34 protein-coding genes are annotated in these 26,884 nt (G+C 47.5%); 10 read left to right on the forward strand and 24 right to left on the reverse strand.

The window, feature by feature from the left end:
- Positions 1-13 precede the first annotated feature (13 nt).
- The 6 genes from OXN82_RS01675 to OXN82_RS01700 all read right to left on the reverse strand — a co-directional run bounded on the left by OXN82_RS01675 (position 14) and on the right by OXN82_RS01700 (position 6,436).
- Positions 14-2,698 carry an FmdE family protein gene (locus OXN82_RS01675; protein ID WP_321211696.1) on the reverse strand — a complete coding sequence of 895 codons (2,685 nt, stop codon included), beginning with the start codon at positions 2,696-2,698 and terminating at the stop codon, positions 14-16.
- Between the two features lie 209 nt (positions 2,699-2,907).
- Entirely contained in the window at positions 2,908-3,798 is an 891-nt protein-coding gene (locus OXN82_RS01680; RefSeq protein ID WP_321211697.1) for a hypothetical protein, read from the reverse strand.
- Between the two features lie 98 nt (positions 3,799-3,896).
- Positions 3,897-4,424: a hypothetical protein gene (locus OXN82_RS01685; RefSeq protein ID WP_321211698.1), complete on the reverse strand. Its 528-nt coding sequence runs from the start codon at positions 4,422-4,424 to the stop codon at positions 3,897-3,899.
- A gap of 118 nt (positions 4,425-4,542) precedes the next feature.
- Positions 4,543-5,034 carry a hypothetical protein gene (locus OXN82_RS01690; RefSeq protein WP_321211699.1) on the reverse strand — a complete coding sequence of 164 codons (492 nt, stop codon included), beginning with the start codon at positions 5,032-5,034 and terminating at the stop codon, positions 4,543-4,545.
- Between the two features lie 182 nt (positions 5,035-5,216).
- Positions 5,217-5,900 carry a GTP 3',8-cyclase MoaA gene (locus OXN82_RS01695; RefSeq protein ID WP_321211700.1) on the reverse strand — a complete coding sequence of 228 codons (684 nt, stop codon included), beginning with the start codon at positions 5,898-5,900 and terminating at the stop codon, positions 5,217-5,219.
- A 230-nt stretch (positions 5,901-6,130) separates the two neighbouring features.
- Positions 6,131-6,436: a DUF2769 domain-containing protein gene (locus tag OXN82_RS01700; RefSeq protein WP_321211701.1), complete on the reverse strand. Its 306-nt coding sequence runs from the start codon at positions 6,434-6,436 to the stop codon at positions 6,131-6,133.
- A gap of 233 nt (positions 6,437-6,669) precedes the next feature.
- Here OXN82_RS01700 and OXN82_RS01705 point away from each other — a divergent pair, with 233 nt between their 5' ends.
- Genes OXN82_RS01705 through aqpM form a run of 3 tightly spaced genes read left to right on the forward strand, consistent with a single transcriptional unit; the run spans position 6,670 to position 9,152 of the window.
- Positions 6,670-8,169: a DUF2193 domain-containing protein gene (locus tag OXN82_RS01705; protein WP_321211702.1), complete on the forward strand. Its 1,500-nt coding sequence runs from the start codon at positions 6,670-6,672 to the stop codon at positions 8,167-8,169.
- A 31-nt stretch (positions 8,170-8,200) separates the two neighbouring features.
- Entirely contained in the window at positions 8,201-8,410 is a 210-nt protein-coding gene (locus OXN82_RS01710; protein ID WP_147671048.1) for a DUF2180 family protein, read from the forward strand.
- Between the two features lies 1 nt (position 8,411).
- On the forward strand, positions 8,412-9,152 hold the full coding sequence (gene aqpM, locus OXN82_RS01715; protein WP_321211703.1) for an aquaporin AqpM: 741 nt from the start codon (positions 8,412-8,414) through the stop codon (positions 9,150-9,152).
- Positions 9,153-9,244: 92 nt separating this feature from the next.
- Here the strand turns inward: aqpM and OXN82_RS01720 are convergent, their stop codons facing one another.
- The 8 genes from OXN82_RS01720 to OXN82_RS01755 all read right to left on the reverse strand — a co-directional run bounded on the left by OXN82_RS01720 (position 9,245) and on the right by OXN82_RS01755 (position 16,075).
- Positions 9,245-9,517: a hypothetical protein gene (locus OXN82_RS01720; protein ID WP_321211704.1), complete on the reverse strand. Its 273-nt coding sequence runs from the start codon at positions 9,515-9,517 to the stop codon at positions 9,245-9,247.
- Between the two features lie 248 nt (positions 9,518-9,765).
- Entirely contained in the window at positions 9,766-10,194 is a 429-nt protein-coding gene (locus OXN82_RS01725; protein ID WP_321211705.1) for a hypothetical protein, read from the reverse strand.
- 89 nt (positions 10,195-10,283) lie between these two features.
- On the reverse strand, positions 10,284-10,763 hold the full coding sequence (locus tag OXN82_RS01730; RefSeq protein ID WP_321211706.1) for a hypothetical protein: 480 nt from the start codon (positions 10,761-10,763) through the stop codon (positions 10,284-10,286).
- 5 nt (positions 10,764-10,768) lie between these two features.
- Positions 10,769-11,626, reverse strand: coding sequence for a C39 family peptidase (locus OXN82_RS01735; protein ID WP_321211707.1), 858 nt, complete (start codon positions 11,624-11,626; stop codon positions 10,769-10,771).
- Positions 11,627-12,031: 405 nt separating this feature from the next.
- Complete coding sequence (locus tag OXN82_RS01740) at positions 12,032-12,184, reverse strand: hypothetical protein (protein WP_321211708.1); 153 nt, start codon at positions 12,182-12,184, stop codon at positions 12,032-12,034.
- A 38-nt stretch (positions 12,185-12,222) separates the two neighbouring features.
- Positions 12,223-13,404: an MFS transporter gene (locus tag OXN82_RS01745; RefSeq protein ID WP_321211709.1), complete on the reverse strand. Its 1,182-nt coding sequence runs from the start codon at positions 13,402-13,404 to the stop codon at positions 12,223-12,225.
- 133 nt (positions 13,405-13,537) lie between these two features.
- Positions 13,538-15,397 (reverse strand): glutamate synthase-related protein, encoded by a 1,860-nt coding sequence (locus OXN82_RS01750; RefSeq protein ID WP_321211710.1) that lies wholly within the window; start codon positions 15,395-15,397, stop codon positions 13,538-13,540.
- A gap of 9 nt (positions 15,398-15,406) precedes the next feature.
- Positions 15,407-16,075: a GXGXG domain-containing protein gene (locus OXN82_RS01755; protein ID WP_321211711.1), complete on the reverse strand. Its 669-nt coding sequence runs from the start codon at positions 16,073-16,075 to the stop codon at positions 15,407-15,409.
- Between the two features lie 149 nt (positions 16,076-16,224).
- On the opposite strand from OXN82_RS01755, the gene OXN82_RS01760 reads away from it, so the two are divergent.
- Positions 16,225-16,773: an ArsR family transcriptional regulator gene (locus tag OXN82_RS01760; RefSeq protein WP_321211712.1), complete on the forward strand. Its 549-nt coding sequence runs from the start codon at positions 16,225-16,227 to the stop codon at positions 16,771-16,773.
- 109 nt (positions 16,774-16,882) lie between these two features.
- Here the strand turns inward: OXN82_RS01760 and OXN82_RS01765 are convergent, their stop codons facing one another.
- Positions 16,883-17,104, reverse strand: a complete 222-nt coding sequence (locus OXN82_RS01765) for a hypothetical protein (protein WP_147671043.1) — start codon at positions 17,102-17,104, stop codon at positions 16,883-16,885.
- 160 nt (positions 17,105-17,264) lie between these two features.
- On the opposite strand from OXN82_RS01765, the gene OXN82_RS01770 reads away from it, so the two are divergent.
- Together OXN82_RS01770 and OXN82_RS01775 are read left to right on the forward strand one after the other, a co-directional pair.
- On the forward strand, positions 17,265-17,645 hold the full coding sequence (locus OXN82_RS01770) for a hypothetical protein (protein WP_321211713.1): 381 nt from the start codon (positions 17,265-17,267) through the stop codon (positions 17,643-17,645).
- 143 nt (positions 17,646-17,788) lie between these two features.
- Positions 17,789-18,355 (forward strand): zinc dependent phospholipase C family protein, encoded by a 567-nt coding sequence (locus OXN82_RS01775; protein ID WP_321211714.1) that lies wholly within the window; start codon positions 17,789-17,791, stop codon positions 18,353-18,355.
- Between the two features lie 68 nt (positions 18,356-18,423).
- Here OXN82_RS01775 and OXN82_RS01780 read toward each other — a convergent pair whose 3' ends face one another.
- The 4 genes from OXN82_RS01780 to OXN82_RS01795 form a co-directional block, all read right to left on the reverse strand.
- Positions 18,424-18,900 (reverse strand): hypothetical protein, encoded by a 477-nt coding sequence (locus OXN82_RS01780; RefSeq protein ID WP_321211715.1) that lies wholly within the window; start codon positions 18,898-18,900, stop codon positions 18,424-18,426.
- A 73-nt stretch (positions 18,901-18,973) separates the two neighbouring features.
- On the reverse strand, positions 18,974-20,101 hold the full coding sequence (locus OXN82_RS01785) for a TIGR04083 family peptide-modifying radical SAM enzyme (RefSeq protein ID WP_321211716.1): 1,128 nt from the start codon (positions 20,099-20,101) through the stop codon (positions 18,974-18,976).
- 8 nt (positions 20,102-20,109) lie between these two features.
- Entirely contained in the window at positions 20,110-20,262 is a 153-nt protein-coding gene (locus tag OXN82_RS01790; RefSeq protein ID WP_321211717.1) for a TIGR04165 family Cys-rich peptide, read from the reverse strand.
- A gap of 2 nt (positions 20,263-20,264) precedes the next feature.
- Entirely contained in the window at positions 20,265-20,414 is a 150-nt protein-coding gene (locus tag OXN82_RS01795; protein WP_321211718.1) for a hypothetical protein, read from the reverse strand.
- A 54-nt stretch (positions 20,415-20,468) separates the two neighbouring features.
- On the opposite strand from OXN82_RS01795, the gene OXN82_RS01800 reads away from it, so the two are divergent.
- Together OXN82_RS01800 and OXN82_RS01805 are read left to right on the forward strand one after the other, a co-directional pair.
- Positions 20,469-21,023 carry a heme-binding protein gene (locus tag OXN82_RS01800; RefSeq protein WP_321211719.1) on the forward strand — a complete coding sequence of 185 codons (555 nt, stop codon included), beginning with the start codon at positions 20,469-20,471 and terminating at the stop codon, positions 21,021-21,023.
- Positions 21,024-21,036: 13 nt separating this feature from the next.
- Entirely contained in the window at positions 21,037-21,780 is a 744-nt protein-coding gene (locus tag OXN82_RS01805) for a SagB/ThcOx family dehydrogenase (protein WP_321211720.1), read from the forward strand.
- 50 nt (positions 21,781-21,830) lie between these two features.
- Here the strand turns inward: OXN82_RS01805 and OXN82_RS01810 are convergent, their stop codons facing one another.
- On the reverse strand, positions 21,831-22,847 hold the full coding sequence (locus tag OXN82_RS01810) for a pseudomurein-binding repeat-containing protein (RefSeq protein WP_321211721.1): 1,017 nt from the start codon (positions 22,845-22,847) through the stop codon (positions 21,831-21,833).
- A 123-nt stretch (positions 22,848-22,970) separates the two neighbouring features.
- Between OXN82_RS01810 and OXN82_RS01815 the strand changes: the two genes are divergently transcribed.
- The gene (locus OXN82_RS01815; RefSeq protein WP_300479643.1) at positions 22,971-23,147 is read left to right on the forward strand and encodes a hypothetical protein; all 177 of its coding nucleotides are present in this window, start codon (positions 22,971-22,973) and stop codon (positions 23,145-23,147) included.
- Between the two features lie 111 nt (positions 23,148-23,258).
- Here the strand turns inward: OXN82_RS01815 and OXN82_RS01820 are convergent, their stop codons facing one another.
- Both OXN82_RS01820 and OXN82_RS01825 read right to left on the reverse strand, forming a co-directional pair.
- Positions 23,259-24,281 (reverse strand): ATP phosphoribosyltransferase, encoded by a 1,023-nt coding sequence (locus OXN82_RS01820; protein WP_321211722.1) that lies wholly within the window; start codon positions 24,279-24,281, stop codon positions 23,259-23,261.
- 75 nt (positions 24,282-24,356) lie between these two features.
- Positions 24,357-24,866, reverse strand: coding sequence for a nitroreductase family protein (locus OXN82_RS01825; protein WP_321211723.1), 510 nt, complete (start codon positions 24,864-24,866; stop codon positions 24,357-24,359).
- A gap of 87 nt (positions 24,867-24,953) precedes the next feature.
- Between OXN82_RS01825 and OXN82_RS01830 the strand changes: the two genes are divergently transcribed.
- Complete coding sequence (locus OXN82_RS01830; RefSeq protein WP_048174901.1) at positions 24,954-25,178, forward strand: TIGR04165 family Cys-rich peptide; 225 nt, start codon at positions 24,954-24,956, stop codon at positions 25,176-25,178.
- Positions 25,179-25,266: 88 nt separating this feature from the next.
- Here the strand turns inward: OXN82_RS01830 and OXN82_RS01835 are convergent, their stop codons facing one another.
- Entirely contained in the window at positions 25,267-25,722 is a 456-nt protein-coding gene (locus OXN82_RS01835; protein ID WP_321211724.1) for an NUDIX hydrolase, read from the reverse strand.
- Positions 25,723-25,789: 67 nt separating this feature from the next.
- Positions 25,790-26,860: a sensor histidine kinase gene (locus tag OXN82_RS01840; protein ID WP_321211725.1), complete on the reverse strand. Its 1,071-nt coding sequence runs from the start codon at positions 26,858-26,860 to the stop codon at positions 25,790-25,792.
- Between the last annotated feature and the right edge of the window lie 24 nt (positions 26,861-26,884).

Here is a 26,884-nt window from a genome sequence, read left to right on the forward strand (position 1 = left end):
AAAAATAGGGGAGTCACTTTCCTGCTCCGCCCCTGAGGAATCCAAAGGCCACAAGTCCAGCAGCCACAAGGACACCCATGATACCATAGACGTACCATGAGGAGTCAGAGCCGCCGGAAGTGGAGGTTGCATTTGTAACCTCATAGGCCTTCTTACCCTCTGTTGCAGGTTCCTCTGAAACCTCAGATGCTGCACTAACATCAGCCGGTGAAGCACTGTAATCAGCACCAGGTGTGTAACCGGCATGACCTGCGGTACCCTGGGAACCTGAGGGTAAACCACCGGTTGAACCACCCGTGGAGCCACCGGGTATACCTGGTACACCACCCTGGTTTCTGTTCTGGCTTCCGCCATTGTTCACAGGGATGAGGTCTTCACGTGTCCTGTTTGCTGGGATGCTGAATATGTACTGGAGCGCATTCATGGACCCTGTACCCCCTGAGAGGAGTATGTTGAGTTCTTCCCTGTTTATGAAGCGCTCAGCCGCTTTACTGACCGTCGGCAGGGATAGCAGGTTAGGTGATGAGTAGTCGTGCTTGTAGAGCCTGATGTATTCCTCATACATGTTGGATCCGGCTGCGAAGCGTGGGCCCTGCCATGTGATGATTGCAACCCTTCCTGTGTTGGTCTTCTCATCCCATACCACTATGTAGCCCACCATTCCATTCATACCGCCCTCTGTCTCGAGCCTTGTCTCCTCAGTTGTCAGCCTCTGGTTGGAGTAGGTTCCCTGTCCAGCTGAAACCCCCAGGAGCATGAAGAGGATGTCATCCTTACAGTTGTCCAGCGTTGTGACGTAGATGTACTTCTCGTTCTCACCCTTGGGGTAATTCTGGAATATGTAGTCTGCTATGAGGTAACCTGGTGAGCTTCCACCACAGACATGGTTGTGGAAGAGCCAGCCCATGAGGACGTCGAATGGCGGATCGTATGGGAGCACATCCTCTATTATGTAATTTGCTGAACTCTGAACAGTGAATGTTCCTGTTGTGAGGTTGTAGTACATTGACCTGATTATCTTCTGGGTCCCGTTGATTAGGCAGAAATCGAACTTCAGCTGACCCCAGAGTGGTGCATGGACAGGCAGAAGTGTCTTTCTGCTTAACCTTGATCCCAGCACATCGAATATTCCATCCCAGACCGCGCCTGTGTCCTGGCCGTTTATCCTCACATAACCTGCGGATGTCAGCACGAAAAGGTGATAGTCATCCTTTTCAAGGTTTATACCCATTGCCCTGAAGAGCTCCACAGCCTTCTCGGCTGCAAGGCGCCCGATGTTCTTGAGGTCACTGTAGGTGAGGTTTCCTGTGCTGTATGTCCTGTTTGCCGGTGTTGCATTCACGAGGTTTGTCTGGTTCAGTATGTAGTTGAGGTCGAGTCCGGCTGCACTGATGGTTGTATTACCCTTGGTGGGTTCATATCCCATGATATAGTTGACCTGGTCCTGTGTGAGGTTGTCAAATGCGTAGAGGATCTTCACAAGTGATTCAGGACTTGTTGTGAGTTTTTTAACTGCCCATGCATTGAACTTGAGTTCAGAGACCGCTGTGGTCCCGGTTTCCTGTTTGTATTTGTTTATCAGTTCCTGCTGACTGTAGGCCATTATTATGAGGGTTCCTGTCTTTGTCTTTGAGTTCCACCTGATGAATCCAACAATATTGGTGTCCGCCGTTGTGTTGAAACCAACGTAGGCCCTCTTACCTGGTGTTGCGTCCATGGCATATATGAAGACATCATCGTCTGATCCACCGGGCACACCAACAACCTGGTAACTGACACCCTCCAGTGGAAGTCCGAATTCATTGGTTGCAGGGTAATATTTTAGGAGTGTCTCTATCATTGCGTATCCGCTGATGGTACCGAGGCAGACGTGTCCATGGAATGCCGCCTCCCTCAGTATGTCAGGTGATAGTCCGATTGCCCATGCGTTGGCAAGGCTTGCTATGGGGAATGTGTCGCTTCCAAGTTTTTTCTGGAGTGCCTGGTACTGTGCCAGTGTCATGTTCTGTGACACGGTTCCAACGTAGATGGGTGTCATGCTGGCGTTTTTGAAGTATGCGACTATGAGGTCGTTCCCCTTCCTTACGATGAATGCGAAGTCCAGGGGGTCTAGGCGTGTTTTTCTGAGCATCAGGAGGTTACCCTTCCCGTAGCTCACCCTGCCGCGGGCCTGATTGAGTATACCCTCAAGGACGTCCTCTGATGTCTGGTTCCTGTAGTAGGCTGTCCCTGCGGTTGTTATAACCAGTACATCACCTGTTTTTGTGAAGTTCAGGATCTGGTCAGCCTTCTTTGTGATTTCTCTTCCCAGCTTGTAGGCGTCTGTGGCGTTCATCCTGAGGGGGAGGTAAGCGGCGTATTTTGTCCCGTAATCTGCAAGCTGGAATGTGTGTGAGAGTTCCCTGTAGCCGGGGGCCCTGATCTTTATTGTGAACCTTGTGGTGTTTGTGATGTTCCCGTAGGTGAAGAGGATCTTTGTGATGTTGGCTGCCGGGTCAAAGGTCCTTGTGAAGTTGATCCTTGTCCCGTTTTCGTCTGTGAGTTCCTGTATGTCTGGGTTTATCTGGCCGTTGTCGTCGGCGTACTCGTACTTTACATCCACCCCCACCTCACATGCTGTGTCCGCTGCACTCACCGAACCTGTCAGTGTTACAGCAATGAGAAGGGCAATGAAAGCCATGAAATACTGTCTTCTCATAACAATTTTCACCTCCTTCAATTCTTTCATAAAAAATAATGATATTACTAACATATAAATTTTAGTTATTACTAAATTGAGGTAGCAATGGCCAAAAATAATACTCAATTCTGCATGATGATGGAGTATTCGGTGTGAGAATGAAAGACGTTTAAATGGTTTAAAAATATTAAAAATAAAAAGGTGTTTGGAGAAGACGTTTAATGCCTTTATTTCTTTCTTTCTATCCTGATTGAGATTGGGGGTTCAATTTCCTTCTTGCGAATAACCCAGATCGCGGCTCCAAGCACAATGAGGATTATAAGCCATGCGGGTATCACTATGACGGTATCAGATGTCTCTATGGTTTTTGTCTGGTGGTAGCGGCCATAGTTTATCTTTGTCTTTGCGATGTAGGGTCCGAATTCTATCCAACCTGGCTTCCAGGTCTCAACCAGTGTGTAGTTGTCCTCAGGGTATACCACACCCTCGATGGGGACCCTCTGTGTCCCTGTTATACCGGTGAGTTCAATGGCCCCTGTCATGTTTGCCTGCACCGTACCAGTGTTTTTTAGGAGGTAGGTGAATTTACCTGGCATGAAGCTCAGAAGCACCTTGGGTGCGCTGTGGTCTTCAAGTTTCAGTGACTCGATTATTGGTCCCGGGAGCCCCACGTATATGGGCACAACGAGTTCAACGCCCTGGACTATCTGGATGCCACCGGTAACATTCTGCACAGGAAGACCCTTTATGATGATGGCCCCTGCAGCGTCAAGGTAGTTTATCTTCCCTGGTGCATTCACTGTGAATCTGATCTTCCTTGACTCGCCGGGTTTCAGTTTGAATGACGTGTTGCCCTCTATGGTGATCCACTGGGCTATCCCCCTGTCGGAGTATACCAGGTTAACGCTGTCCATGAGGAGCCTCTTCTTTGTTACGTTAACGTTCACCTCTTCCTTACCAATGTTTCTCACTGTGATTTCGCCACTCACTGACTGTCCAGGTTTAAGGTTGTATCTGAAGTCTGCGGGTGAGGCCCAGAGTCCGGTTGCAATTACCGGTGCCGCTGATCCCAGGATGAAGAGAAATATAAGAATTGCAGTTAGATGTCTGGGTTTCATGGTTATCAACCTCTCTAGAAAAAGTTTGACGGTATTTATTAAATAGTTAATGAATGGAAAATGAAAAGGTATTTCTCCAAAAAATAAAGTGGAGATGTTTAAGGTAGTGCAGCGTTGTGTTTAACTGCTGTGTAGAGCAGGTTTATTGAGTATGCCCCGTCTTCTGTGAATGATGGCACCACGAGTTTCATGTTTGTTGTCCAGGTGGTAGGTGTACCTGATCCCTGGGCTGCCTTGTTCATGTTGTCGTATATCTTTATCGCTGAACCATATGGAATCTGGACATAGTTGCCGCTGGCAACGTTGCTGCTTATTGTGAGGTTACCTACACCAATGATATCTGTTGCAGTTCCGCTTCTAAGTGCTGAATCAGTTGCATTGACATATAGGTCGATCTTAACGTTACCAGTGTTCTGTATATCGAAGTTAGGGCTTGTTCCTGTGCTTCCTGCACTTACTGATCCGAAGTTAACGTTAGGCACTACTATTGAAATGGCCTCTGGCACTGTGACGGTCACTGTCTGTGTTGCCGTTGCCGCATAGGATGGTGAACTGTATGCACCGAGTGCCACCACAAACATCAGGGCAACCATAAGCGGGATTACTCCCATTATTTTTTCCCTCATATATATCACCAGTTAATTTTCAGATAAGATTAGTTGTCACGGCCCAGTATATAAATCTTTCGAGATTTGGTGACAGTGGAAACATATAATTAATGTATTTGTGACTATTTTCACAAAATCAGGTTGCGGTGTAGGTAAGGGTCGTTAAGTATGTGCCTGGATCAGTGTATGGTGGCACAGTTATGTAAAGGCTGAGGGGGACACTCTGGGCTCCTATAAACCCTGAGTATGTCATTATGACCTGGTTGGATGTCGTAAAGGACCTCTTGCTTAGGCTGGGTGTGCTGAACTTGAAATTGGTGAGGGGTATTGTGAGTGAACTGTTGGCTGTATTTACAAGGGCACCCGATGCCCTCACAGAGAGGGTATCATCGGATGCAAAAAAGTATATGACGGTTGCTGTTACAGCGTTGCTGTAGCTCCTCTCAATCCCATCGGGGGGTACAGTGCCGAGACTGATGGTGGATGGTTCAACACTTAATGACAACACTGCAAGTGGCTGCACCACACCCCCACGGGGAGTTGAGGTGTTATTCACTGATGAATTGTTTCCTGTCTCATTGACCGCAGCTGCAGTGAAAACACCCATAACCAGCAAGAATAATGTCATAACCGGAATCAGCGCGTTTTTCATAAGATCCCCAACCTACTGTCAATATAAACGGTCGGGTCATATATATTTTTTGATTTTAATCGCAGAGGAGCACATCTGATGGAGCATAGTCTGGTCAGATGCCTCAAATGGGAAATGCTATCCAGAACACCCAAAAACATCTGATGAGTATCGTCTGTTTAGATGTGGTCAAGGACCATCCTTCTCCTCTTATGCCTCCGGAAGTCCAGTGATGTTGAGACACTGCTGAGGTACTTCCTGCTTATCTCCGCAGCCCTCAGTATTTCATCATTTCCTGGCCTCCTGGCACCCAGGCTGTTGTTGTAGCCGACATAACCTGTTATTCTGTAGGGGACGTCCCACTCTGAGAGGAACTCTGCTATCTTTTCAATCTCATCAACATCCACGATTCCAGGGACAAGGACAGTTGAGACCTCCAGTTTACCTGAACCAGCGAGTTTCTCTATGCACTCAAGAACCGGCCGGTTGGATCCCCCTGTGAGCTGCAGGTGTTTCTCATCATCGAGTGCCTTGAGGTCAACATGGACCTCGTGGAATGTACTCTTCCTCAGGATTTCCCATCCTGTGCCATTGGTTGAGATGGTCACGTGGAGGTCCCTGCTGAGGGCCTCTGTGAGTTCAGGGAGGTCCCTCTGCAGTGTGGGCTCACCACCGGCTATGAGCACCCTGTCTATACCCTCCTCTGAACTGATCTTCAGGACACTGTCTGCTATCCTCCCTGCATCGTACTCATGGCAGTTTCTTGGGGTGAAGAAGCAGTACCTGCACCTGAAGTTGCATGTTGGAGTGAGCACCGTTATGATGTCGCTTACAGATATGTGTGATAGCTGGATATCTTTCACCTCGGTATACTATGTTGTCACTTACATGACTGACCCATCCTTCCCCATCTTCCTGATGAGCATCGGGTATACCATGTTGTCACTTACAGATATCTTCGATGGCTGAAAAATTTCAACCCAAATTTACGGTTTATTGCTGTTGTGGTATATATGTGGCGGTCCAGATATGGCATTTCTGGCCATTTTTCCACACGAGGGAACCAACTTCATTATACATCTATATTACGAAGTTATCTCTGTCTGACACAGAAGTACTCAGATACATCAGCCTCAGATAACCTGTGCTCACGCCAGACCTCACACCCACTGCAGAGGCATTCCTCATGGGGATCTATATCCCTGCAAATGGCTTTACCGGTGGAACAGTAGACCCCTGGAACCCGGTCGGTGTCCATGCGCATGGCACTGTCAAGGTCCTGCTGGGTTATGAGGAGCATTATCTTCTTCTTATCTGCCACGCACTGACTCCTGCTCTGGACGGGACACTCAAGGCAGAGGCACCTTCTGATGTTTTCCATACTGAAGTCAACCTGCATGCCATCACCGTAGCTGTATATGTGTCTGCTGCCACTTCATATTTACCCCAGTCCCGAAAAATTTCAATTAATAATCATGATAAACTGAATTTTTTCAAGAAAACAACCTTTATTTAAAACTTTTGTCTTGTAACTTTTAGAAAGTGATATTAATGAAGGTGATCTATTTAATATTGGTAGAATGTGGTCAACCGGGGACTGATCCGGGAGACATTTCTACCGAAGGTGATCTAATGGCTGAGTTATATGAGAAAATGGTAAAAGAGGCCATGATGGCCCAGAAAGCCGATGTGGAAACCATAAAAAAGAACAGAGGAAAGGAGTTTAAAATAAAGGATACAAAGGCCTACCTGGACGTTGTGCAGGACATGAAGGCTGTGGGAGACCAGAGCGAGGCGGTGATAAACCTGCATAAGGACTCAGTGAAGGCCCACTATGAGATACTTGACAGCCTTACAGACACCATAAGACCAGAGGATGACCCCTTCGTTGAACACTACCAGACACCCGTGGTCCTGGAGATACTGAGGGACGAGGACAGTGAATTTGAGAAGAGCCTTGAGGCATTCATAGATGCAATAGGAAGGGCAGAGGCCCTCATCGGAAGGGAGGCAATAAGAAGGTATGGGGGATTCTATGGGCCAACCTGCGTGGTTGACTTCGCCCTCATGCCGGGAAGCACAAGCAACGTGGTGAACAGGATCCTCAGGGAGACAGATATACCTGAGATGCACAAACAGGCGATCCTCTCAGCAAAGTCATGGGGTATGAACACCTCCTATGGTATTGGAGAGGTATTTGCAAATGAGATCGAAAACGGGGCAACCGCTGCAGAGGCGGCAGAGAAGGAAATAGAGATGGTGAAATACATCTACCATGAACCTGTTGAGGCACAGGCAAAACTCATGGACGATCATGGACACGAGTCCTTTGATGTGAGGGAGTACATGTCCCGCTACAGGAAGGAGATGGAGGGGACGGTGAAGGCCGCCATTGATGATGGGGTGCACTACGGCAACATACTCACGGTGCCGGCATACTGCGTCGGTGACATATCACACCACATAGCCCAGTCCACCTACAACATGTGCAAGGATGATGTGGTGATGGCCATAATCGAGGCAACAACCGGGGTTATGGAAAGCACACTTAACAGCGCGGTCAGCTCATTTAAGAGCGAATATGATGTGCTGAGCCTTGCAACCGGTTCATCTGCATGTGCAGTTGAGTACATACTTGAACTCGACGGATTCAATGCAATCGGTGTTGTTGACCTCCTCACCAAGAGGTTCCACAACTATGTCCAGTTATACCCCACAAGGGGGGCTGCAGCAGAGCTCCACAACAGTGACTTCATGGACATGATATACCGTGGATGGACCCACCTGGATGAGGCAAGGAGGATGCTCAACGGAGCAGAGGGTCCCCTTGAGCCAATGGTTGCTGGACATAAGGTTGACCTCTCACCGATACATGAAAACGAGGTTATAATGAACCCGCAGCGCTACACATACCCTGCCTGCGCAATAACCGTGAGGTTCTCAGCCCTCATGAGACTTGCCGATTACCCATGCCTCCTTACAAGTGAACCCGTAACAGCAACCCTCATGACCAACATAATCGCACTCCATAAGGAGAGCGCAGCATCACCTGCAAGGACCTGTAAGAACTGCGCAGCGGCAGCACTGGTGGACTTCAGGCACAACCACTGCCAGTGGAGAGAGGCTGTATAGCCTTAAAACACTTCTTTTTTCGGGTGATAGTATGAAATGCTATGTATGTGCAGAGCAGGGAAAGGACACCGATGCTGTGGCCATATGCATTGTCTGCGGCATGGGCCTCTGCACAGAACACGCAATACGTGAGGAAACCGAGGTATGGAGTGGCGGCTACCCCTTCCCGGCAGAGAAGGTTGGGGGTACCCTGCCAAGGATACTCTGCCCCTACTGCTACAACGTTATGAAGGAGGAATAGCATGGTATCCCTTACAAAAAGGTGCATCGCCGAGTTTATAGGGACCTTCATTCTTGTGTTCTTTGGTGCAGGGTCAGCCGCGGTGACTCTCATGATAGCATCTGGTGGCACATCCCCCAACCCATTCAATATTGGAATAGGGCTCCTGGGGGGACTCGGGGACTGGGTTGCAATAGGTCTCGCCTTTGGTTTTGCAATAGCTGCCAGCATATATGCCCTGGGAAACATCTCGGGCTGCCACATAAACCCGGCAGTCACCATAGGGTTGTGGTCTGTTAAGAAGTTCCCTGGACGTGAAGTTGTACCCTACATCATCGCACAGCTCATTGGAGCTGCATTCGGGAGCTTCATATTCCTCCAGTGTGCAGGTATTGGTGCAGCCACCGTTGGTGGGCTGGGGGCAACGGCACCATTCCCTGGGATCAGCTACTGGCAGGCAATGCTTGCAGAGGTGGTTGGTACATTCCTCCTCATGATAACAATCATGGGCATTGCAGTTGATGAGAGGGCCCCTAAGGGATTCGCAGGGATCATAATTGGTCTCACGGTTGCCGGTATAATCACAACACTGGGTAACATAAGTGGAAGTTCACTGAACCCGGCACGTACCTTCGGCCCCTACCTCAATGACATGATCTTCGCAGGCACTAACCTCTGGAACTACTACCCCATCTACGTCATAGGCCCCATTGTGGGGGCGGTTCTTGCAGCACTCACCTACCAGTATCTCACATCGGAATAACCCACCTTTGTTTTTAGGAGATAAATATCATAGACTCCTCCTGGTTCTTGGGAGGGTTTTCAGTTGGGGTGTGTTGATAAGGAGGAGTGTTGTCAGTAATATGATGGGAACATACCGTTTAAGGTGTTTAGCGCTGGTTGAAGTACCAGTATGATGTAGAGGGGGAGTGCTGTTAGGACCGTCTCAACAAAAATTTTAAGCTGCCCTTTGTGCTGGTTTGAAGTTCTATAACCATAGAGGGAGAGCATGGTAAGCATCAAGAGAAAAACCATGAACTCTGAGGCTCCATGGACATCCAACACATAGAGGAATGAAATTACCATCAAAACCGTGAATAGGCCTAAAAACCTTCTTTCATCAAACATTATAAAACCTCCTGAATAAGGAGGAATGGCGGTACTTTAATACCACCACCCACAATGTGTACGAGGCCCTTTTGAAGGTTCAAAGATGAGATGGGGGCATCCATTGCCCCGGGGACCCCCATACACTGTCCCGGCAAACCATGTAATAAACCTTCCACCAGTTAAACTCCTCACCATGCCATTCATCTCTCCTCTTCAACCGATACTTTCAGTTTTTTTGCTTGCTGTATTTTAATGATGCTTTTTTCTCAATCTTTTGAATTAGTTACTGGCTTGATGGTTAACAGTGTAAAGGCGATATATGCGGTGGCGGTTACTGTAATAGCGATGCATGTGGTCCCCACAACATTTTTGTTGATGGGTGTTTCTGTGAGGATGGCGTTTGTCAAACCTATGAGGTTGAATCCCAGTGTGAACAGGGTGCTGATTAGTAGTGTCCCGGTAAAGTCATGGTCATAGCATCCACCCGTGTCTATGATAACCCCCTTCAAACCAGTCACGAATAGCATAGCAATGACATCTAAAATGAGAATATAGGCTGCTGAATCAACAGGGTCCCCTGAGACAGCATAGAAGAATGGGGCCAGCTCATCCCCCCGCAGCCACCCTGATAGAACTATAGCCGCGGTTATGGCAAAAACCGCCAATAGTGTTAATATAAACCTTTTATATTTCATAGCTTTTCCCCTCTTTTAAAAAATAATTGGTTACTGTTGTATTTAACTAGGAATGTTGGAGTGTTTTATGTTTCCATGTGTTTGATGTATCAGCTGTTTATTTTCTCAATGTAGACGACTTTTATCAGAGGGAGTTCTTTATTTTTGAGTTCAGGTGTGGTTGTGTCCTCTGCAGGGTAGAAGTATTCACCATATGCTTTTATATGGTCCCCCTTTTTTATTGGGGTTGTTCCGGCGTAACTTAGGAGTATGTAGTCTGGTGTGGTGTTGATCTTGAGGGCAATGAAGGTTTCCTGTGGTTTGACACCGTATGATTCCCCCTTTTTATACACTGTTCCCTCAACCCAGACCTTCTGACCGTTGAGGGCGTATGGATCCTCCCTTGAAGTGGAAAGGTCAAGTGCACGGCATTCCTCCTTATATTTCACGGCTTCAGCGCCTGTTAAGGGTTTAGCGAGATCATTTCCACTGGATGGAAGGGGAATACCTGCTATAAGAAGCTCACTCACCCCGTAACCCACAAAAAAGCCAGCAAGCAGACCAAGAATCAGAAAATGCCTTCTATCCATACTTTTCACCTCTTAATGGCTATGACTCTTAGTTCATAGTGCGGATCATAGACTCTGTACCAGCCCCATACTTCTCTGTAAAGTGGAAAAGTTCCAAATATTGTATGTATACCCCCTACAACCTCTTTGTGCCACCCACAGACCCACCGATATTCTACACGCACGTATACTTTCCTGTATTCCGTGTAGCTTGTGTGATATCTTCCTTTTATGTTTTCAATTTCTTCTGGCGATGGTTCTTCTGTGGTGTTTTCTGAGAGGTTATCTCCTGTTCCGTCCGCTGATGTGTTGTTTCCACTTATAAGTAGTGCCATACCACTGTATTCATCTTTAAATTCTTCAAGTGGTCTTGATATCTTCCCGAGGCTGGGGTCTGCCAGTGAAACTGTCTCATTATCCACATCTCTTATGACACTGTAATGACCGTCCATGTAGACTATCATCCCAGGTTTCAGGTTTTCTACAGAAACCCTCTTTGCGACTGCATTCACGCCTTTGGCCTTTGCTGCTTTGATGAGTCCCTGCATTGTTGTTCCGTCTTCTGTGGTTTCGGCGAGGTCTGCGAGCTCATCTTCGGTTGTGTTTATTCCAAGGTTCTGGAGTAGTGTGGCAAGTGCTGCCGGCCCGCAGGTGTAGTTCCTGGTCTGCATAACCACTCCTGTGGTGTCGGCTGTGATGTTATCGTCTATGGTGAACTCTGCTGGATCCGTGAAGTTCCCTTCAGGGTTATCTGCTGTGGATAGTTCCATGGGATCGGTGGGGTTGTTGCTGTTATCCTGTGGGGTTTCTGCGGCCGCAGCAGCGTTAAAAGATACCGTGAGTGTGAGGAGGATCAGCAAACCCCAAAGACACAACTTTCTCATCCATTATCACCACCATAAATTGATAATAAATCTATAAGAAAAACTCATATATATATTATGGTTCACTTTTAATGTATTAACACATGAAGGATCTTTCAGCATCACTCAGCTGGACTCTGGTGATAATCAGCAAATAGATATTAAAATTCTCAGAGAATCCCCCCAGTGACCATCCTGCCCCTTGAAGTACTGGACTGTTATATTGATATTTCCAGTGTCTTTTTCCGGATTTGATGTTATTGGCTCTTTTTCTCATGTAAAAGCCGATGGCTGAGTGTCTCAATTTATTTTTCTGTGTTCAGCCTTGGGATTTTTACTGAAATCAGAAAATAAGGTGTATGTTCCCTGGAGATTCAGGGCATGGTAATTAACCGAATTATTATCCTGGAGACATGATTTCAATAACTAAATGTTCCTTTTCATGGTAGCAAGCTGTTCTTCCCTTCTCTTGAGGCGTGTTGATAGGAGGAAGATCGTTATGGCGACAAACACAAGGAGGAGGAATGAATATCTGTAACCACCGGTTCCTCCAATGGATGCCACAACACCCCCGATCATGGCACCACCCACCAGCTGACCGGCACTTGAAAGTATATTCAGGAGGGCCTGGCCGGAGGCCCTGTGTTCAGGGGAGCCTCAGAAAGCATTATGTACCTCAGAGGGGCCCCTATAACTGTTATGAGGCCAAGGGCCATGAGAACCTCGGCCAGTATGAAGAGTCCCAGGGTGGATGATAGAAGGGCCATCATCAGGCACCCAGTTATAAGTATGAGGCTACCTGAGACCATCACGGTCCTTGACCCAACCCTGTCAAGCAGGAAACCGATAACAGGTGCCCCAAGGGCCATTGTCATCACAAATGGAAGTAAACTGAAACTGGCCATTGATTCTGATAGTGAAAGGGCCAGGAGGGCATAACTTGGTATGAAGACGATGGCCGACTGTGACAGGCCATTACCTGCGGATATTGCAGTTGCAATCCTGACCTCCCTTTCCCTCAGGAGGTCCACCTGTATTATGGGATCCCGGGCACTGTTTTCAACACGCCATAGGATGGGTAGAAGTGCCATGGCGATTAAAAGGGGAAGTGAAACGATTGGTCTTGTGATGCTCCCTGGGATATCTGCTGTATCAAGCTGGTTTATGCCAATGGCCAGTGATGTGACAAGTAAGGCGAGTATGATGGTCCCCAGGACATCAAAACCACCCTCATCATCCTTAACCGTGACGGGGAGTATGAAGAAGCCTGCTATAACAATGATGGCTGCCACCGGGATGTTGATGAGGAACAGCCACTCCCACCCGTAGGGGAGTATGAAACCTGCAAGCACGGGACCTGCTATTGATGAGAAACCGAACACAGATCCAATGATACCGAGCGCCCTGCCGCGGCTTTCAGGTGGGAACGTGTCCCCTATGAATGCACTTGCAACAGGGAAGATACCCCCTGCACTGAATCCCTGAAGGGATCTTCCGAGGATGAGAAGGGGATATGATGGTGATAGTGCTGTTATGGCGGATCCCGCTGCAAAGAGGGTTATGTCAAGGGTGTAAATGTTTCTCCGACCGTACCTGTCTGAGAGCTTTGCCATGACAGGTGTTCCCACCATGAAGAAGAGTATGTATGATGCAAACATCCATGATGCAAGGCGGGGGTCCACATGGAACGATTTCTCGATTGCAGGAAGCGCCGGGCCGATTATTCCTATATCCAGCGCCCCCATGAAGACCCCTGCAAAGAGTAGCACCAGTATAATGTTCCTGCTTTTTGTGTCCATGTGAAATATTCAGTGTTCAACTGATAAATCCTTTGTCAATTTCAGCGGGAAAAGAAGGTTTCTTAAAATTTTGTGTTTAGGATTTGTGAAAAAGAAAGTTTGGGGATTGAAAAGAAAAAAGTTTCAGCGAATCTCACTGGTTTATGAGTTTAAGTCCCGTGATCTCCGCTGTATTGGTGTCCAGTGCACGCAGGTCATCGGGGCTGAATTTCCTTATGTCGTCGTGGCCTGCAAGCTGTGCCAGCATCTTGGCCTCCTCGGTCATGGACTTTATGTAATTGGCAACCCTTCTGGCTGCAAGGTCCACGTCCATCCTTTGCCTGAGGACGGGGTCCTGTGTTGCCACACCAACAGGGCACTTACCTGTGTAGCACATGCGGCAGGCACGGCATCCCATGGCGATCATCGCACCTGTACCTATGTAGACCGCATCTGCACCCATTGCCATGGCCTTGGCAACATCGGCACCGCTTCTGATACCACCGGTTATGATGAGGTCAACCTCATCCTTGAGACCGATGTCATTGAGGCCGTTAACTGCCTGCACAAGGGCAGCGAGGGTTGGAACACCTGTATGCTCTATAACAACCTCAGGTGCAGCACCGGTTCCACCCTCCATTCCATCAACTGAGATCACATCTGCACCGGCCTCGGCTGCGATCTGGACGTCCTCATAGACCCTTCCAGGTCCAAGTTTGACAACGATCGGCACCCTCCAGTCGGTGACCTCCCTGAGGAGTTCTATGTGCTTTGCAAGGTCGCCCTCCCTTGTGGCGTCAAGGAAACGGGCAGGGCTGAGGGCATCTGTTCCTTCGGGTATTCCACGGATCTTTGCAACCTCAGGGCTCACCTTCTCTGCCAGGAGGTGGCCTCCCATTCCTGGCTTTGCGCCCTGACCTATCTTGACCTCTATTGCATCTGCCACGTTGAGGTAATCTGAGGATACACCGAAGCGGCCGCTGGAGTACTGTACCATGAGGTTATCTGCAAGTTCCCTTTCCTCCGGTAGCATTCCGCCCTCACCTGTGTTGGCGCAGGATCCCACGAGGGATGTACCCTTGGCCATGGCCAGTTTGCTCTCCTTGCTGAGGGCACCGAAGGACATACCTGCGATGAGTACGGGTGTCTGGAGGACCAGTGGCTCCTCTGCGAACCTGTCACCCAGCACCACGCTGGTGTTGCAGGGCTCCCTGTACTTGTCAACTGGGGGAATTGATGCCTGGGCAGGGAGTATTATTATATCGTCAAAGTTTGGCAGTCTCCTCTCTGTACCGAATCCCCTGAGGACATATTTACCTGCCTTGGATGTGTACCTGATATCTGCGATTGTCCTTGGGTCCCATATGCTGCCTGCACCGGTTGGCAGGAGAACAGGACATGCTGCAAGACATGAACCGCACATGATACACTTGGCCTTATCGATCTCGGCATGGTCCTCCACAATCTCTATTGCGTCTGTTGGACAGACGATTTCACAGGTACCGCAGAATACACAGAGCCCCTGTGTTGCTGCTGCAAGGTCTGATGATGGTGATGATGGTGTTATTGAGCTTGTACTTGGTTTTTTGATTTCAAAGCCCCTCTGGATGTCGCTCACGTACTCCATAACGTCGAGGGCCTCCAGGCAGCCAGGCTCACAGGCAGCCACACATGCGGGTGTATCCCCCGGCTTTTCCATGCACTGCTGGTCACACTTAACCATCCCATCCTCTGTGTAGGTTATGGCACCTATTGGGCACATGAGCATGCAGAGTTTGCAGCCCACACATGACTCCTGGTCGATCTTCACCGCACCGTTTTCCCTCTGGATGGCATCCCTGAAGCATCCCCTTGCACATGACGGGTCAACACACTGCTGGCATACGATTGCATGGTATCCTGTGTCCATCTTGTTGAGGAATATGGCACTCCTTCCGAGGACCTCCTCACAGGCCTCCACACACTTGTTACAACCATCACATTTTTCAGGTTCTGTTAAGAGTATCTGCACCATTTAAACCACCTAACCGTAGAATGGACGTATCTCCTTGCGCTGTATTTTTTTGAATTCCTCTGGAGAGGCGTCTATTGAGTATCGGCTGAAGAGTGAGGATAGCTTGTCCAGGTCTTCCCTTTCAGGTTCCAGGACCTTTGCATTGGTCCCGGTTTCAAAGTCTCCACCAACGTATATGTTGCCGCCGATTATCCAGTCACCTATATCCCTACCGGTGTCACCGGTTATTATGAGGTCTCCGCTCAGCATGTAGAGACCTGCAAGGTCACCTATGTCTCCATCGATTATGATTACACCGCCCTTGTTGAGCTGCCCTATTCCGTCACCTGCGTCTCCATGGACGACTATTGTTCCGTTGTAGGTTCCAAAACCCACACCATCGTCTGCATCTCCGTGGACGATTATTTCCCCTGCAGTCATGTTGTTGCCAACGTATCTCCCGGTTTTTCCATGAATCTCTATCTTTGGTCCGTGGTTTAGGGCCCCAACGAAGTCACCGAACCTTCCACTGAGGATGAACTCTGCCTCCTCCCTTATCCCCACAACAATGGAGTCAAGTTCAGCGTTGCTCTCTATGCTGAATTTCTTTATGTTCTCCCTCAGCCCTTCCTTTATCTTCCTGTTGATGTCCCTTGTTGAGAGATCATCACCTGCGATTTTCATCTCCTGAACAGTCATCTAACATCCCCTGTTGTTTAATGTTCTTTGATGAACATTTTCCACATGTGATAATTTAAGGATTCCCATTTCTGGAAATCAGACATATACAATTATATATTATAATGAGATTATTATCTACTATACTGAGATCTGTAAATGGTGATGGTATGAAGACACTTGTGAGCAACCTGCGGGGAAGGTGCCTCTTTGATGTGGCTGTGAAGGCCCAGATAGATGGGCTGATATCGGTACAGACAGAGGACTTCAATGACTCATGTCTCGAGAAATTCATAAAGGGAGGCATTATTCGGGTTGAGGGGAGAAACCCCATTGAGGCCGCCAGAAAGATAGCAGAGGTCATAAGGGGGGCTAAAAAGCATGGGGAGGTCTATGTTGCATTTGATGGAAGTGACCTTGGAGGTTTACTCTCGTTTTTAGCCCACCGTGAGGGGGTGGATGGTATCTACACGTGCTTTGGGGATTCTGCGGTGCGTCTTCCCCCACTGAAACTTGACATATCCGATACCAGGCTCAGGATACTAGAAGCTCTTGAGGAGGAAAGCCTCAACGCGGTTTTAATTGCAAGGAAGGTCGGCATTTCAAGGGCTATGGTCTACAAGCATCTCTCCGGTCTGATGGAAATGGGGCTTGTGGAGCAGTCCCAGATGTTTGATAGATACTCCATTACAGATGCAGGTAAACTCGTTATAATCTAATGGAGTTAAGGTACAGGTTTACAAAAAAAGGAGTTGGTTTAAGTTGTGATTATCAACTTACAAAAAAGGAGGTTTGGTTTGAAGTTTGCGGTTATTACCAGAAAAATGTTTATTCCATGGGGTATCCAACCCTGAGCCTGTAGGAAGCCCTCTCACTTATAAGCACAGTACCCGGCACAAAGAAGTCATCGAATTCCGCAACCTTCTGCTTCATACAGGGCTTCAACTCATCCTTGCTGGCATAGGAAGCACATTCATCACTCTCAAGTATACCCTTCCTGACAAGTTCAATGTACCTCATCTTCAGAGTTTCATCATCAAGAACGCTCATCATAATCACCAATATCTACTATATTCCAGCAATATATATATTTTTTGCAGCGCAATCTCCATGAGGTATAAGTATTTATACTACATTGGACAATACTATATACAATGTTCAGAAAAATAAATTTCTGGCATCATGATAAAAAAGAGTTAAGGGGCCTGAAATGATTAAAAGACCTTTAAATTACAGTAAAAATGAGGATAAATATTCCATAATGTTAAAAACGGTTGTTGAACACCTCAGAGATCAGGGATACGATTTAAAGGTGAATAACGGTAAAAAGAAACTCAGACCACGCATGCTGAAGGGGTTCCTGCCTGATGTCCATGCCCTTAATGGCTCCGATGAAATTGTAGTTGAGATAAGCACCGATAATAGTGATATAAGAAAATGGAGAAGATTTGCATACACCGATGGCATCAGGTTCTGGATAGTTGCACCCTACCAAATTGCAGATTCTGTGAAAACATGTGTTGAGACATTTTCAATACCTGCAGAGGTTTACGCCTGTAACGGTACCATGAAACTCAAGCGTGTACTTTAAATTTTTTTTTATTTAGGAGCATTCATCATAAAAAAGTTAAGCTGCACCATAAATTTTTTATTAATTCACACACTATCTCACAAAAGGTTTATATGTGGAGAACATAATTTATTCTATAAAAATTCTCTGATTGTGAGGTTGAGATGAGGTCTATTTTTATAGCCGCGCTCCTGATTCTTATGGCATCACAGATTCAGGGGGCATCGGCCTGGTCTGTAAATAATCACCATGATATTGCAGAGGGGGTCTATCATGCAATGCCCGCTGATGTTCAAAACCGTCTGAGCCTTGATGAGATGAAGAATGGTGCAGACGACCCTGACACGGTTTTCTTTGATTTTGAATATCACGTATATCCATATAACCTTGAAAAGGCCAGGTTCTGGTTAGATCAGGGTAAGATCAGCTATGATTCAGGTAACTACAGTTATGCCAGCTACTGCTATGGTGTTGCAAGCCACTATATCTCTGATGGCATCTGCGGTCCACACACATCCCCTGGATCCAGCAGGTACCTCCACACGGTCTATGAGATACGTGCAATGATGCTTGAACCTGTAATGGTTCCTGTCCCTGATGACCCTGAAATGGAGGCAATGAAACTCTGGAGTTCCTGGGTTTCCGAGGGTGACGACTCATGCATATCTGGGGCACTTGACCTGGCATGCAGTGCATCATATAAGGAGATCATGGAGTCCATAGAGTCATAATACTGTTTTTCTCAAATTTTGAGATTTTAGTGGTGTATGGGCCTAATGGATCTGCTTTAATACTTGTTTTAGCCAAATGTTGAGGCTATCCAGTCACCTGTGTAGTGTGTTATCACTATAATCAGGATTGCCACCATGAGATGCTCACTAAGCACCCTCCAGAGGGGAGCATTCTGTGACCTTGCAATATGCAAACTCAGGATACCCAGAAGTAGAAGGCCCCAGATTACTGACACTGCAATCGCAACTGTCAGGTCCAGTAAAAGAACAGGTAAGAGGAATGTGATGGCAAAGACGAATTTGCTTATGAAGGTTGCAATGGTGGACTCCCACACCTCAATTTCGCTGTGCCGGTTCTCGGACTCCTCGGCGATGTGTATGCCCATGGCATCAGAGAAGGCGTCGGCTATTGCTATTGTGAGCACACCCCCAATCACCGCAAGCCTGGAATGGGTACCTGAATGGAGTCCCACCATAAGTCCAAGGGTGGTTATTATGGCTGATGTAAGACCGAAGCTGAAGCCGGTCTTTAATGAGTGTCTCATGGGTTTATTGGTCCTTTTTAATCATACTATGCTGAAGCCGGTCTTTAATGAGTGTCTCATGGTTATAACTTTATTATTTCATCATTATATCCAGCACGCCTGGTTTTGATTTCTTCTTTTGCCCTCCGAGGATTCCAGATTCGAGAAACTCCCCGTTGGCCCTCCTGTTGATCTCAGTGAAGATCATCCTGTAGGCCTGGCACTGATGGTCGACACCATCTATCCTCCGCACTCCATTTTCGACTGTTATGGCATTGTATGGGCAGCCACCGAGGCAGTATCTGTAGAATTCACAGTCACCGCATTCATCATCAACCATTTTTCTCCAGTCATAGAGGGACCTGAGGGCATCACTTTCATTGAGATCCTCCATGCTGGGCCTGTCAGATACGTTACCCATTATGTAATCCTTCATGCCAACGAAGCGATAACAGGGGTATATGTCCCCATAGGGGTCAACTGCAAAGGTATTTCCCACACAGTCCGCGTGTGTGCACACAACACCCCTGCGGAGGAACGCGCTCTTTGCAAAGTGGTCAATGTTCTGTATTTCGATTTCACCAAAATGCTCAAGGTACCTCTCAAGGAGGTAGAGGAGGAGATCCCCGTACTCCTCTGCGGTTATGGCCCACTCCTCAGGGTCGGGGTTCTTGAGGGATGGGAGGGCCGGGTGGAGCTTCATGTTCATCTTATTCTCAAGGAAGAACTCGAATATATCCTCCTTTCTCCGTATGGAGTAGGAGGTGAATGTGCTTATGAAGCTCACCTTCAGACCGTGCCTCCGGGCTATCCCATAGCCCTTCATGGTTTTATCGAAGTAACCATCACCCCTCTGGTGATCATTTATCTCCCGCGGACCATCAAGGCTTGAGCCGATGGGTATGCTGTACTCTGCAAAGAGCTCAGCCAGTTCGTCGGTCATGAGCCAAAGGTTTGTCTGGATGGCAAACGCGGGCTTTAGAAAATCGAGTTCAGTGGATATCAGCTGCAGGGTTTTTTTGTAAAATTCGTAGCCTGCAAGGAGAGGCTCTCCCCCATGGAATGTGAACGTGGCTGGTTCTCTCCTGAAATCCCTCAGCCATGAAACCATTTCCCTCACGGTTTCAGTGTCCATCACCTTTGAGTCCCGGTCAACACCCCAGCAGTAGCTGCAGTCGGAGGGACAGTTCATTGAGGGGATGATCATAACATGGAATGCCATTCCATCACCTAATCAGCGGTTTCAAAGACATGGCCACACCTTTCACAGACGATTTCCTTCAGGGACGTCCTTGACTTGTGCTCATCCATGAATCTTCTCTTAACAACCTTGTCCCTGCAGCCGCACACAGGGCACTCCTTCAGAAACTCCTCCATCTTCATGTTCAGACCTCTATTATCTCTTCCACCACATATTTACCGCCACAGGGACACTCCTCTATTCTATCCCCAATGTGGTAGGGTGGTGTTTTACCTTCAACTTCAAAGGTTCTCTTAGCCCTGCAGAGGTCGCAGTAAGCTTCGACTATCCACATCATGTACCTAGATATATATGGTCTGATATATAAGGTTGTAAGGGGGTCGTTTTTTTGACTGAGAGTCCAGATTATGAGGTTGAAGTGGAGGACGGTGACTTTGAGATAAGGCGCTATCCAGGGTACATACTGGCGCAGGTGGATGTTGAGGGGAACTTCAGGGATGCGATGCTTAAGGGATTTTCCATCCTTGCAGACTACATATTCGGGAATAACAGGCGCAGGGAGGAGATTCCAATGACATCCCCAGTAACTGGGGTCAGACTGGGAGAGAAGATACCAATGGCAGCGCCGGTAACAGAGGAGAAACTTGATGATGGGGGAGTCTACAGGATATCGTTTACCATGCCATCATCCTACACCCTTGAAACACTTCCAGAGCCCAATGACACACGTATAAGGTTCAGGGCTGAGAAGAATCAGAGGTTTGCGGTCTATAAATTTTCAGGAAGGGTGAATGAGAGAATGGTGGAGGAAAGAACTGGTGAATTCAGGGAGTGGCTCAGAAAAAATTCCATAAAACCCAGATCAGGATTTATAGTTGCCCAGTATAACCATCCTGCAGTCCCCGGTTTCCTGAGAAGGAATGAGATCCTTGTGAAGATATAAGTGGGGGATTCTGATGAATGAGATTGAAAGGAACCGTTACTTCCTGAAGGATAGTATAAGGAAGAGGATAGATTTTTCAAAAACACCCCAGAGCATGGGTGTGGCTGCACCACCATTCGAGAAGCCATGGCGAGAGGATGCTGAAATGATTGACCTCCCGGTACTTGACTGGGCCGAAATGGTGGATGCGAATATTGTAAGCTGCATAAGAAACCGTAAGAGCCGCAGGAGTTACACTGACAGGCCCCTGAAACTTGAGGAACTTTCTTTTCTTCTCTGGGCCACCCAGGGGATAAGGATGGTTGCAGGTCACAGCGCCTTCCGCACTGTCCCATCAGCCGGCTGCAGGCACACTTTTGAAACCTATCTTGCGGTCTTCAATGTGGAGGGCCTTGAGGTGGGTCTCTACAGGTACATACCATCGGTGCACCGGTTGCTGGTGGAGTACCTTGACGATAACCTCTCCCAGAGAATAGTGGAGGCGTCCTTCAATCAGCGCTTCACCGGAGAATCCGCTGTGACATTCATCTGGACCACGATACCCTACAGGATGGAGTGGAGGTATGGTCTTGCGGCCCACAGGGTGATCCTCATTGACGCAGGACATGTCTGCCAGAACCTCTACCTTGCCTGTGAGGCCATAGGTGCGGGTACATGTGCGGTTGCAGCCTATGACCAGGAGTACCTTGATGAGGTGCTGGGGGTTGATGGTGTGGATGAATTCGCCATTTACATGGCGCCGGTTGGAAAGGTTTAAAAAATTGAAGTGTGGTGTTACCTTCACCTTATGAGGAGCCACTAAAAAAATTAGATTTTCACGGATGATGGTAGCTGCATTTTTTTACTGGATGTGTGGGTCCTTGTAATCCCTGAGTACATTCTGAGGAGGTCCCTGTAACCTATTATTCCATTTTCAAATCGTACATAATTCGGTGCCCTCAGATACCTTCTCATGTACCTGTTGACATCGGCTGCAAGTTTCCGGTATTGGGTCCTTGAGAGGTAACCATGGAATGTGCTCTTAACACCAGGATTTGAGGGTCCCCTTACCTTCAGGTATCTTATGGGCCCGTTCATGTAGTCTGTTACCATGAGAAGGAATGTCTCTGGTCTGTAACCATTGTAGGTCCTTTTGAGTTTTCTGCCGTTTTTCAGGTCAGTGTGTATTCCATCAGCCACACGGGCCATAACTGCAGGGTCAATGCTGTGGTAGGCTATGAGTTTGCTGTTGTAGAATCTCCCATTCTTCTGGGTCATCCCGGGGGTTTCATTCAGGATTCTCATGATCTCCGATGCTATGAACCGGCACTTTTCTTCCCAGGAGGCACCGGGACAGTCAATGTTTGGCTGTATGATCCTGACACCTGCGGAGGTGAGGAACCTGTAGGGGTACCTGATACCTGCAAAGTACCTGGTGGAGAAGTTATCGTCCCATGCCCTCCTCAGCATGTAGGTATTTTTGAGGTTGAGTTTCCCGGTGTTTACGAATATCACACCCTTGGATGTGGTTGCTGCAAGTTTAGCGACTTCCCTCATTGCCCCCGGGCAGGAGGCTGCAAGGTAAACCGCTACTCCACCCTGAGGAGCGCAGCTTATTGCACGGCAACCCTCACCAGGTTTCGGGGCTTTGGGGTCCACTGTAACATTGTGTTCACTTTCGTTTTCAATGCAGCTCTTGATGAGGTTGAGGTTTTCAATATCAGAGGAGCTGTTGCCTGTTATGCAGTCTGAGGTGAGAAATATATCAACTGCAGCCGCGCCACTGATATTCACTGAAAAAAGGACAAGGGCTGTCATGAACAGTATAATTCCCTTTAATTGCAAACTATCACCTTTATAAAACTCTATTCGCGGCCCTTTAAGTAATTTTTCAGGAAGATTTATATAAGATGAGGTTCTACATATTAAGCCCCGAATTTTTTCTTATAATCCTTTAATGGTGATAATTTGGTTCCTGAGATAAAACAGAAGTGTTTGATCTGCGGTGAGCAGTGGATTGATGGGAAGGATACATGTCCATACTGCGGAGGCAAAAATAAGACTGCAAGTATAGATTCCAAGAATGATCTTGCTCTGCTGAGATCACTTAACAGCATCCTGAAAAAGGAGAAGGTTTCAGAGTAAACCTCTCAAACCTTTTTATTTGTATATCTGAAAACAGATAGTCCATATCTGCACTGTTTTACGTTTTCCCGTACTGTTGCTGATGCTCTGAAGATTATCTTATGTACTGTTTTATGTTTTCCCGTACTGTTGCTGATGCTCTGAAGATTGTTTTATGTACTGTTTTATGTTTTCCCGTACTATTGCTGATGCTCCAAAGCCCTTTATCTCTTCAAGCATTTCAGGGAATCTCCTTTTATCTATGAGGACGTTGATCTGTGAAAATTCCCTGCCTGGAACGACGGTCGGCTCATCTGAGCAGTACTCCATCTTCATGAGGAACTCAACCACATCCTCTGCCCTGTGGTTTGCTATGTTGAACTTAACATCAAAGTAGTTCCTGGCCTTGGTGGCGCCGTAGAGCTGTTTGAATATCATCTCAGCCTTTTCAAGTTTTTCACCGGTGCATGATGGTCCGGCATAGAGCCCGGCGCTTGATTCCATTATGGTATCAATTATCTTGAGGCCAGCCTTTCTAAGACTGCTTCCTGTCTGGGTGTTGTCCACTATGAGGTCTGCACCCTTGGCGATGTAAACCTCGGTTGCACCATCAGAGTTTATTATCTGGACCATCTCATTGTCGCCATCCCTGAGGCCCCTTATCTGCACCACTGGTCTTGAGTCACCGAAGAGTTCCCTGTAGCCGGGATTCTTCATGAAAAAGTCCCTTGTGAGGTTGGGATACTCTGTGAAGCAGAGTATGGGGGTTTTCCTATCAGCATTTTTCAGGAAGAAGTCCTCCAGTGAGGTGTAGGGTTCCTCTCTGGGAAGTGCCACTATAAGCCTTGTCTGACCGTAATCAAGGTCCCCTATCTTTTTTATGGACTCATCGCCACTGTTTATGGATTCCTCACGCACCCAGTCCTCGCCGATTATTGCAATATCAAGCATTTCACGGTTGAGCTCCACCGGGGCACTCTGGGGCCTTGTGAGGTAAGCCTTTATCTCAGGATCGTTGGTGATCTCTATTTCGTTCTCTTCACGCCCAGGTTCGTAGCCCTTAACCTCATAACCGGCGTCCTTGAAGAGCCTGTAGGTGTTTCCACGATTAACATTGTTTAAACTACCCTTGGGTAATCCCAGAACTATCTTCATAGTTTCACCTGTAATCAGTTGATGATCTTAACCTTTGCAGATCTTTAATGTCCAGTCACCAATTAAGGTGATTTCTTACCATTTCTCAATATGTATCCTTTCAGGGTCAAAAAGGTCCCTTGTACCCGGGTCCTCTGCAGGGTAACCTATGGGTATCACTGAGAAGGGTATAACATGGTCTGGGATCTGGAACAGCCTCCTTATACCCTCAACACGGTCTTCAAGGGGGTATACGCCTGTCCATACCGCACCAAGACCAAGGGAGTGGGCTGCAAGCAGAATATTCTGTGACGCAATGGAGCAGTCCTGCACCCAGAATCCAGGGAATTTTTCAAGGCTGGTGTCACAGCATACTATGATTGCAACGGGGGCATCCTTTACCATTGCCCCGTAGGGATGCACCTCCGGTATCTTCTCAAGCATATCCCTGTTTTTCACCACTATGAAGTGCCAGGGTCTCTGGTCAACCGCTGATGGTCCGCACATGGCCGCCTCCAGGATTTTATGGAGCATTTCATCTGGCACGTCTCTCTTGCTGTATTTCCTTATGCTTCGTCTTGTTTTAATTGCTTCGAGGACTTCCATTTTCCTCACCCTAAAACCTATATGGATGGCGACCTTTATATGTTGGAAGGTTCATAATAGTTCTACAGAATACGAACGAGTGATACCATGAGGGTTGAGGATTTAAAAAAGCCATGTCCTGAGTGCGGTGAAGTGGATAAGGACGTTTCAACGGTTAAATACCCCCAGAATAAGGAAAAACTGAAAGAGGCAGGCATACCTGAGGACCAGGAGATAGTTGGGGCCATAAAGTGCAGTAAATGTGGATATGTATTTGAGTACTGTGAAGGAGGAAAGTGCAGCATAGAGGTCAAGAGGGTTTCCATTGATTAGGAGATTTCAATCGGTGGATGTTTAAGAGACCTTCAGATTCATTGCCTTAGGAGATTTCAATCGGTGGATGTTTAAGAAGCCTTCAGATTCAGTTCCTTCTTATGAATCCAAGAATATCCCTGAAACCTGACCTTTCACTTTTTCTTTCTACCTTTATGTCCTTCACAAAGTCGGCGAGCCAGTCTGCAAGTCTGTATTTCGAAAGACCAGCCGGTTCAACCCATGCAAAGCCCTCATGTTCGTGGCTCAGCTTCACATTACCCGAGGCCTTGCATCTGATTATGATATGAACAGCGTTTATTATCGGGAACTTCTGTTCAACAACCCCCATAACATCACCAGGGGTTATTTCAAGGCCGGTTTCCTCCCTGACCTCCCTTTTAAGGGCCTCCTCAAGGGACTCGCCGGTACCCACCTTTCCACCGGGAAGCTCCCAGGTGGATGGATTGGTCTTTGAATTTTCAGATCTTTTGATTATGAGAACCCTTCCGTTATCATCCTCAATGAATGCCCTCACAGCCAGTATATAAACACTTCCCACCATAAAAATCCCTGTTTATGATTGGGGCTCTAAATATATAAACTGGGTATCGATTGCAATGTTTGCTGGGCTACTTCCAGTCCCTGAACTCAATTGAGAAACGGGTCCCACCCTCTGATTCAACTTTGAGGTTACCATTCAGCTGGTCAGTAAGGCTTTTTACAAGCTGCATACCCATACTGGATGTGCTCTGGAGGTCAAAGTTCTCTGGAAGACCCACCCCGTCATCTTCCACTTCAAGATTGTAACTTTCACCAGTTCTTTTAAACGAAACCCTTATTTTACCTTTCCTTCCCTCAGGGAATGCGTGTTTGATTGCATTTGTGAAGAGCTCATTTACAATGAGTGCCAGGGGGACAACCGTGTTTATATCGAGTTCGGCCTCATCTATATCTGTCTCAAGGGCTATGCGGCCGGGATCCGATAGGAATGTCTGGTAGAGGTCCCTCACAAGTCCCCTCAGGTATTCACCGAAGTCCACCCTCCTGTGTTTACCTGAAGTGTAAAGCCGCTCATGAAGCATGGCCATTGCTCTGGCCTTTGACTGGGCCTCCCTGAAGAGCATGAGATCATCCCTATCCTTCACATACCTTGACTGGATATTGAGGATGCTTGAGATTATCATGAGGTTGTTCTTGACCCTGTGGTTTATCTCCCGGAGGAGCATCTCCTTCTCCTTGAGGGCTCTCTCCAGTTCCATGTTCTTCTTTAGAAGTTCTCTTCTGGCTGCAGAGAGCTGGTTGTTTAGCCTTGTGAGTTCATCAAATAGTTCTTCTCTCACATCCCCACCGGCAGATGGACCAATTTCTGGTGTTTCAGGCAGCTCAGTATCAACAAGGCGGTAGATTTTTATCATATCCTCCTTTCTGGCCGCACCAACAGCGTAGATCCTTTCATCAGCCATGAAACCTGAAAAGTGGTAGGTCTTAAGGTTCTTTAAATTCAGTTCCCAGTTATAGGCGGCCCCTTTATCATTGATTTCCTGGATGAAAAGGGAGGCCTTTGCCTGGCTACCTATGTCCATGAGATCAACGAAGGATTCCATGTTGAGGGGTATGTCGGAGCCATGGTCTATTATCTTCTCAATGGATCCATCCTTCCTCAGGATAAGGAAAACACCCTCAGGTCCATTATTATTCATTCTATAACCTTCAATAGCTTAAAG

The sequence above is a fragment of the Methanothermobacter sp. DP genome, from assembly GCF_026692625.1.
GTDB classification, from domain to species: Archaea; Methanobacteriota; Methanobacteria; order Methanobacteriales; family Methanothermobacteraceae; genus Methanothermobacter; species Methanothermobacter marburgensis.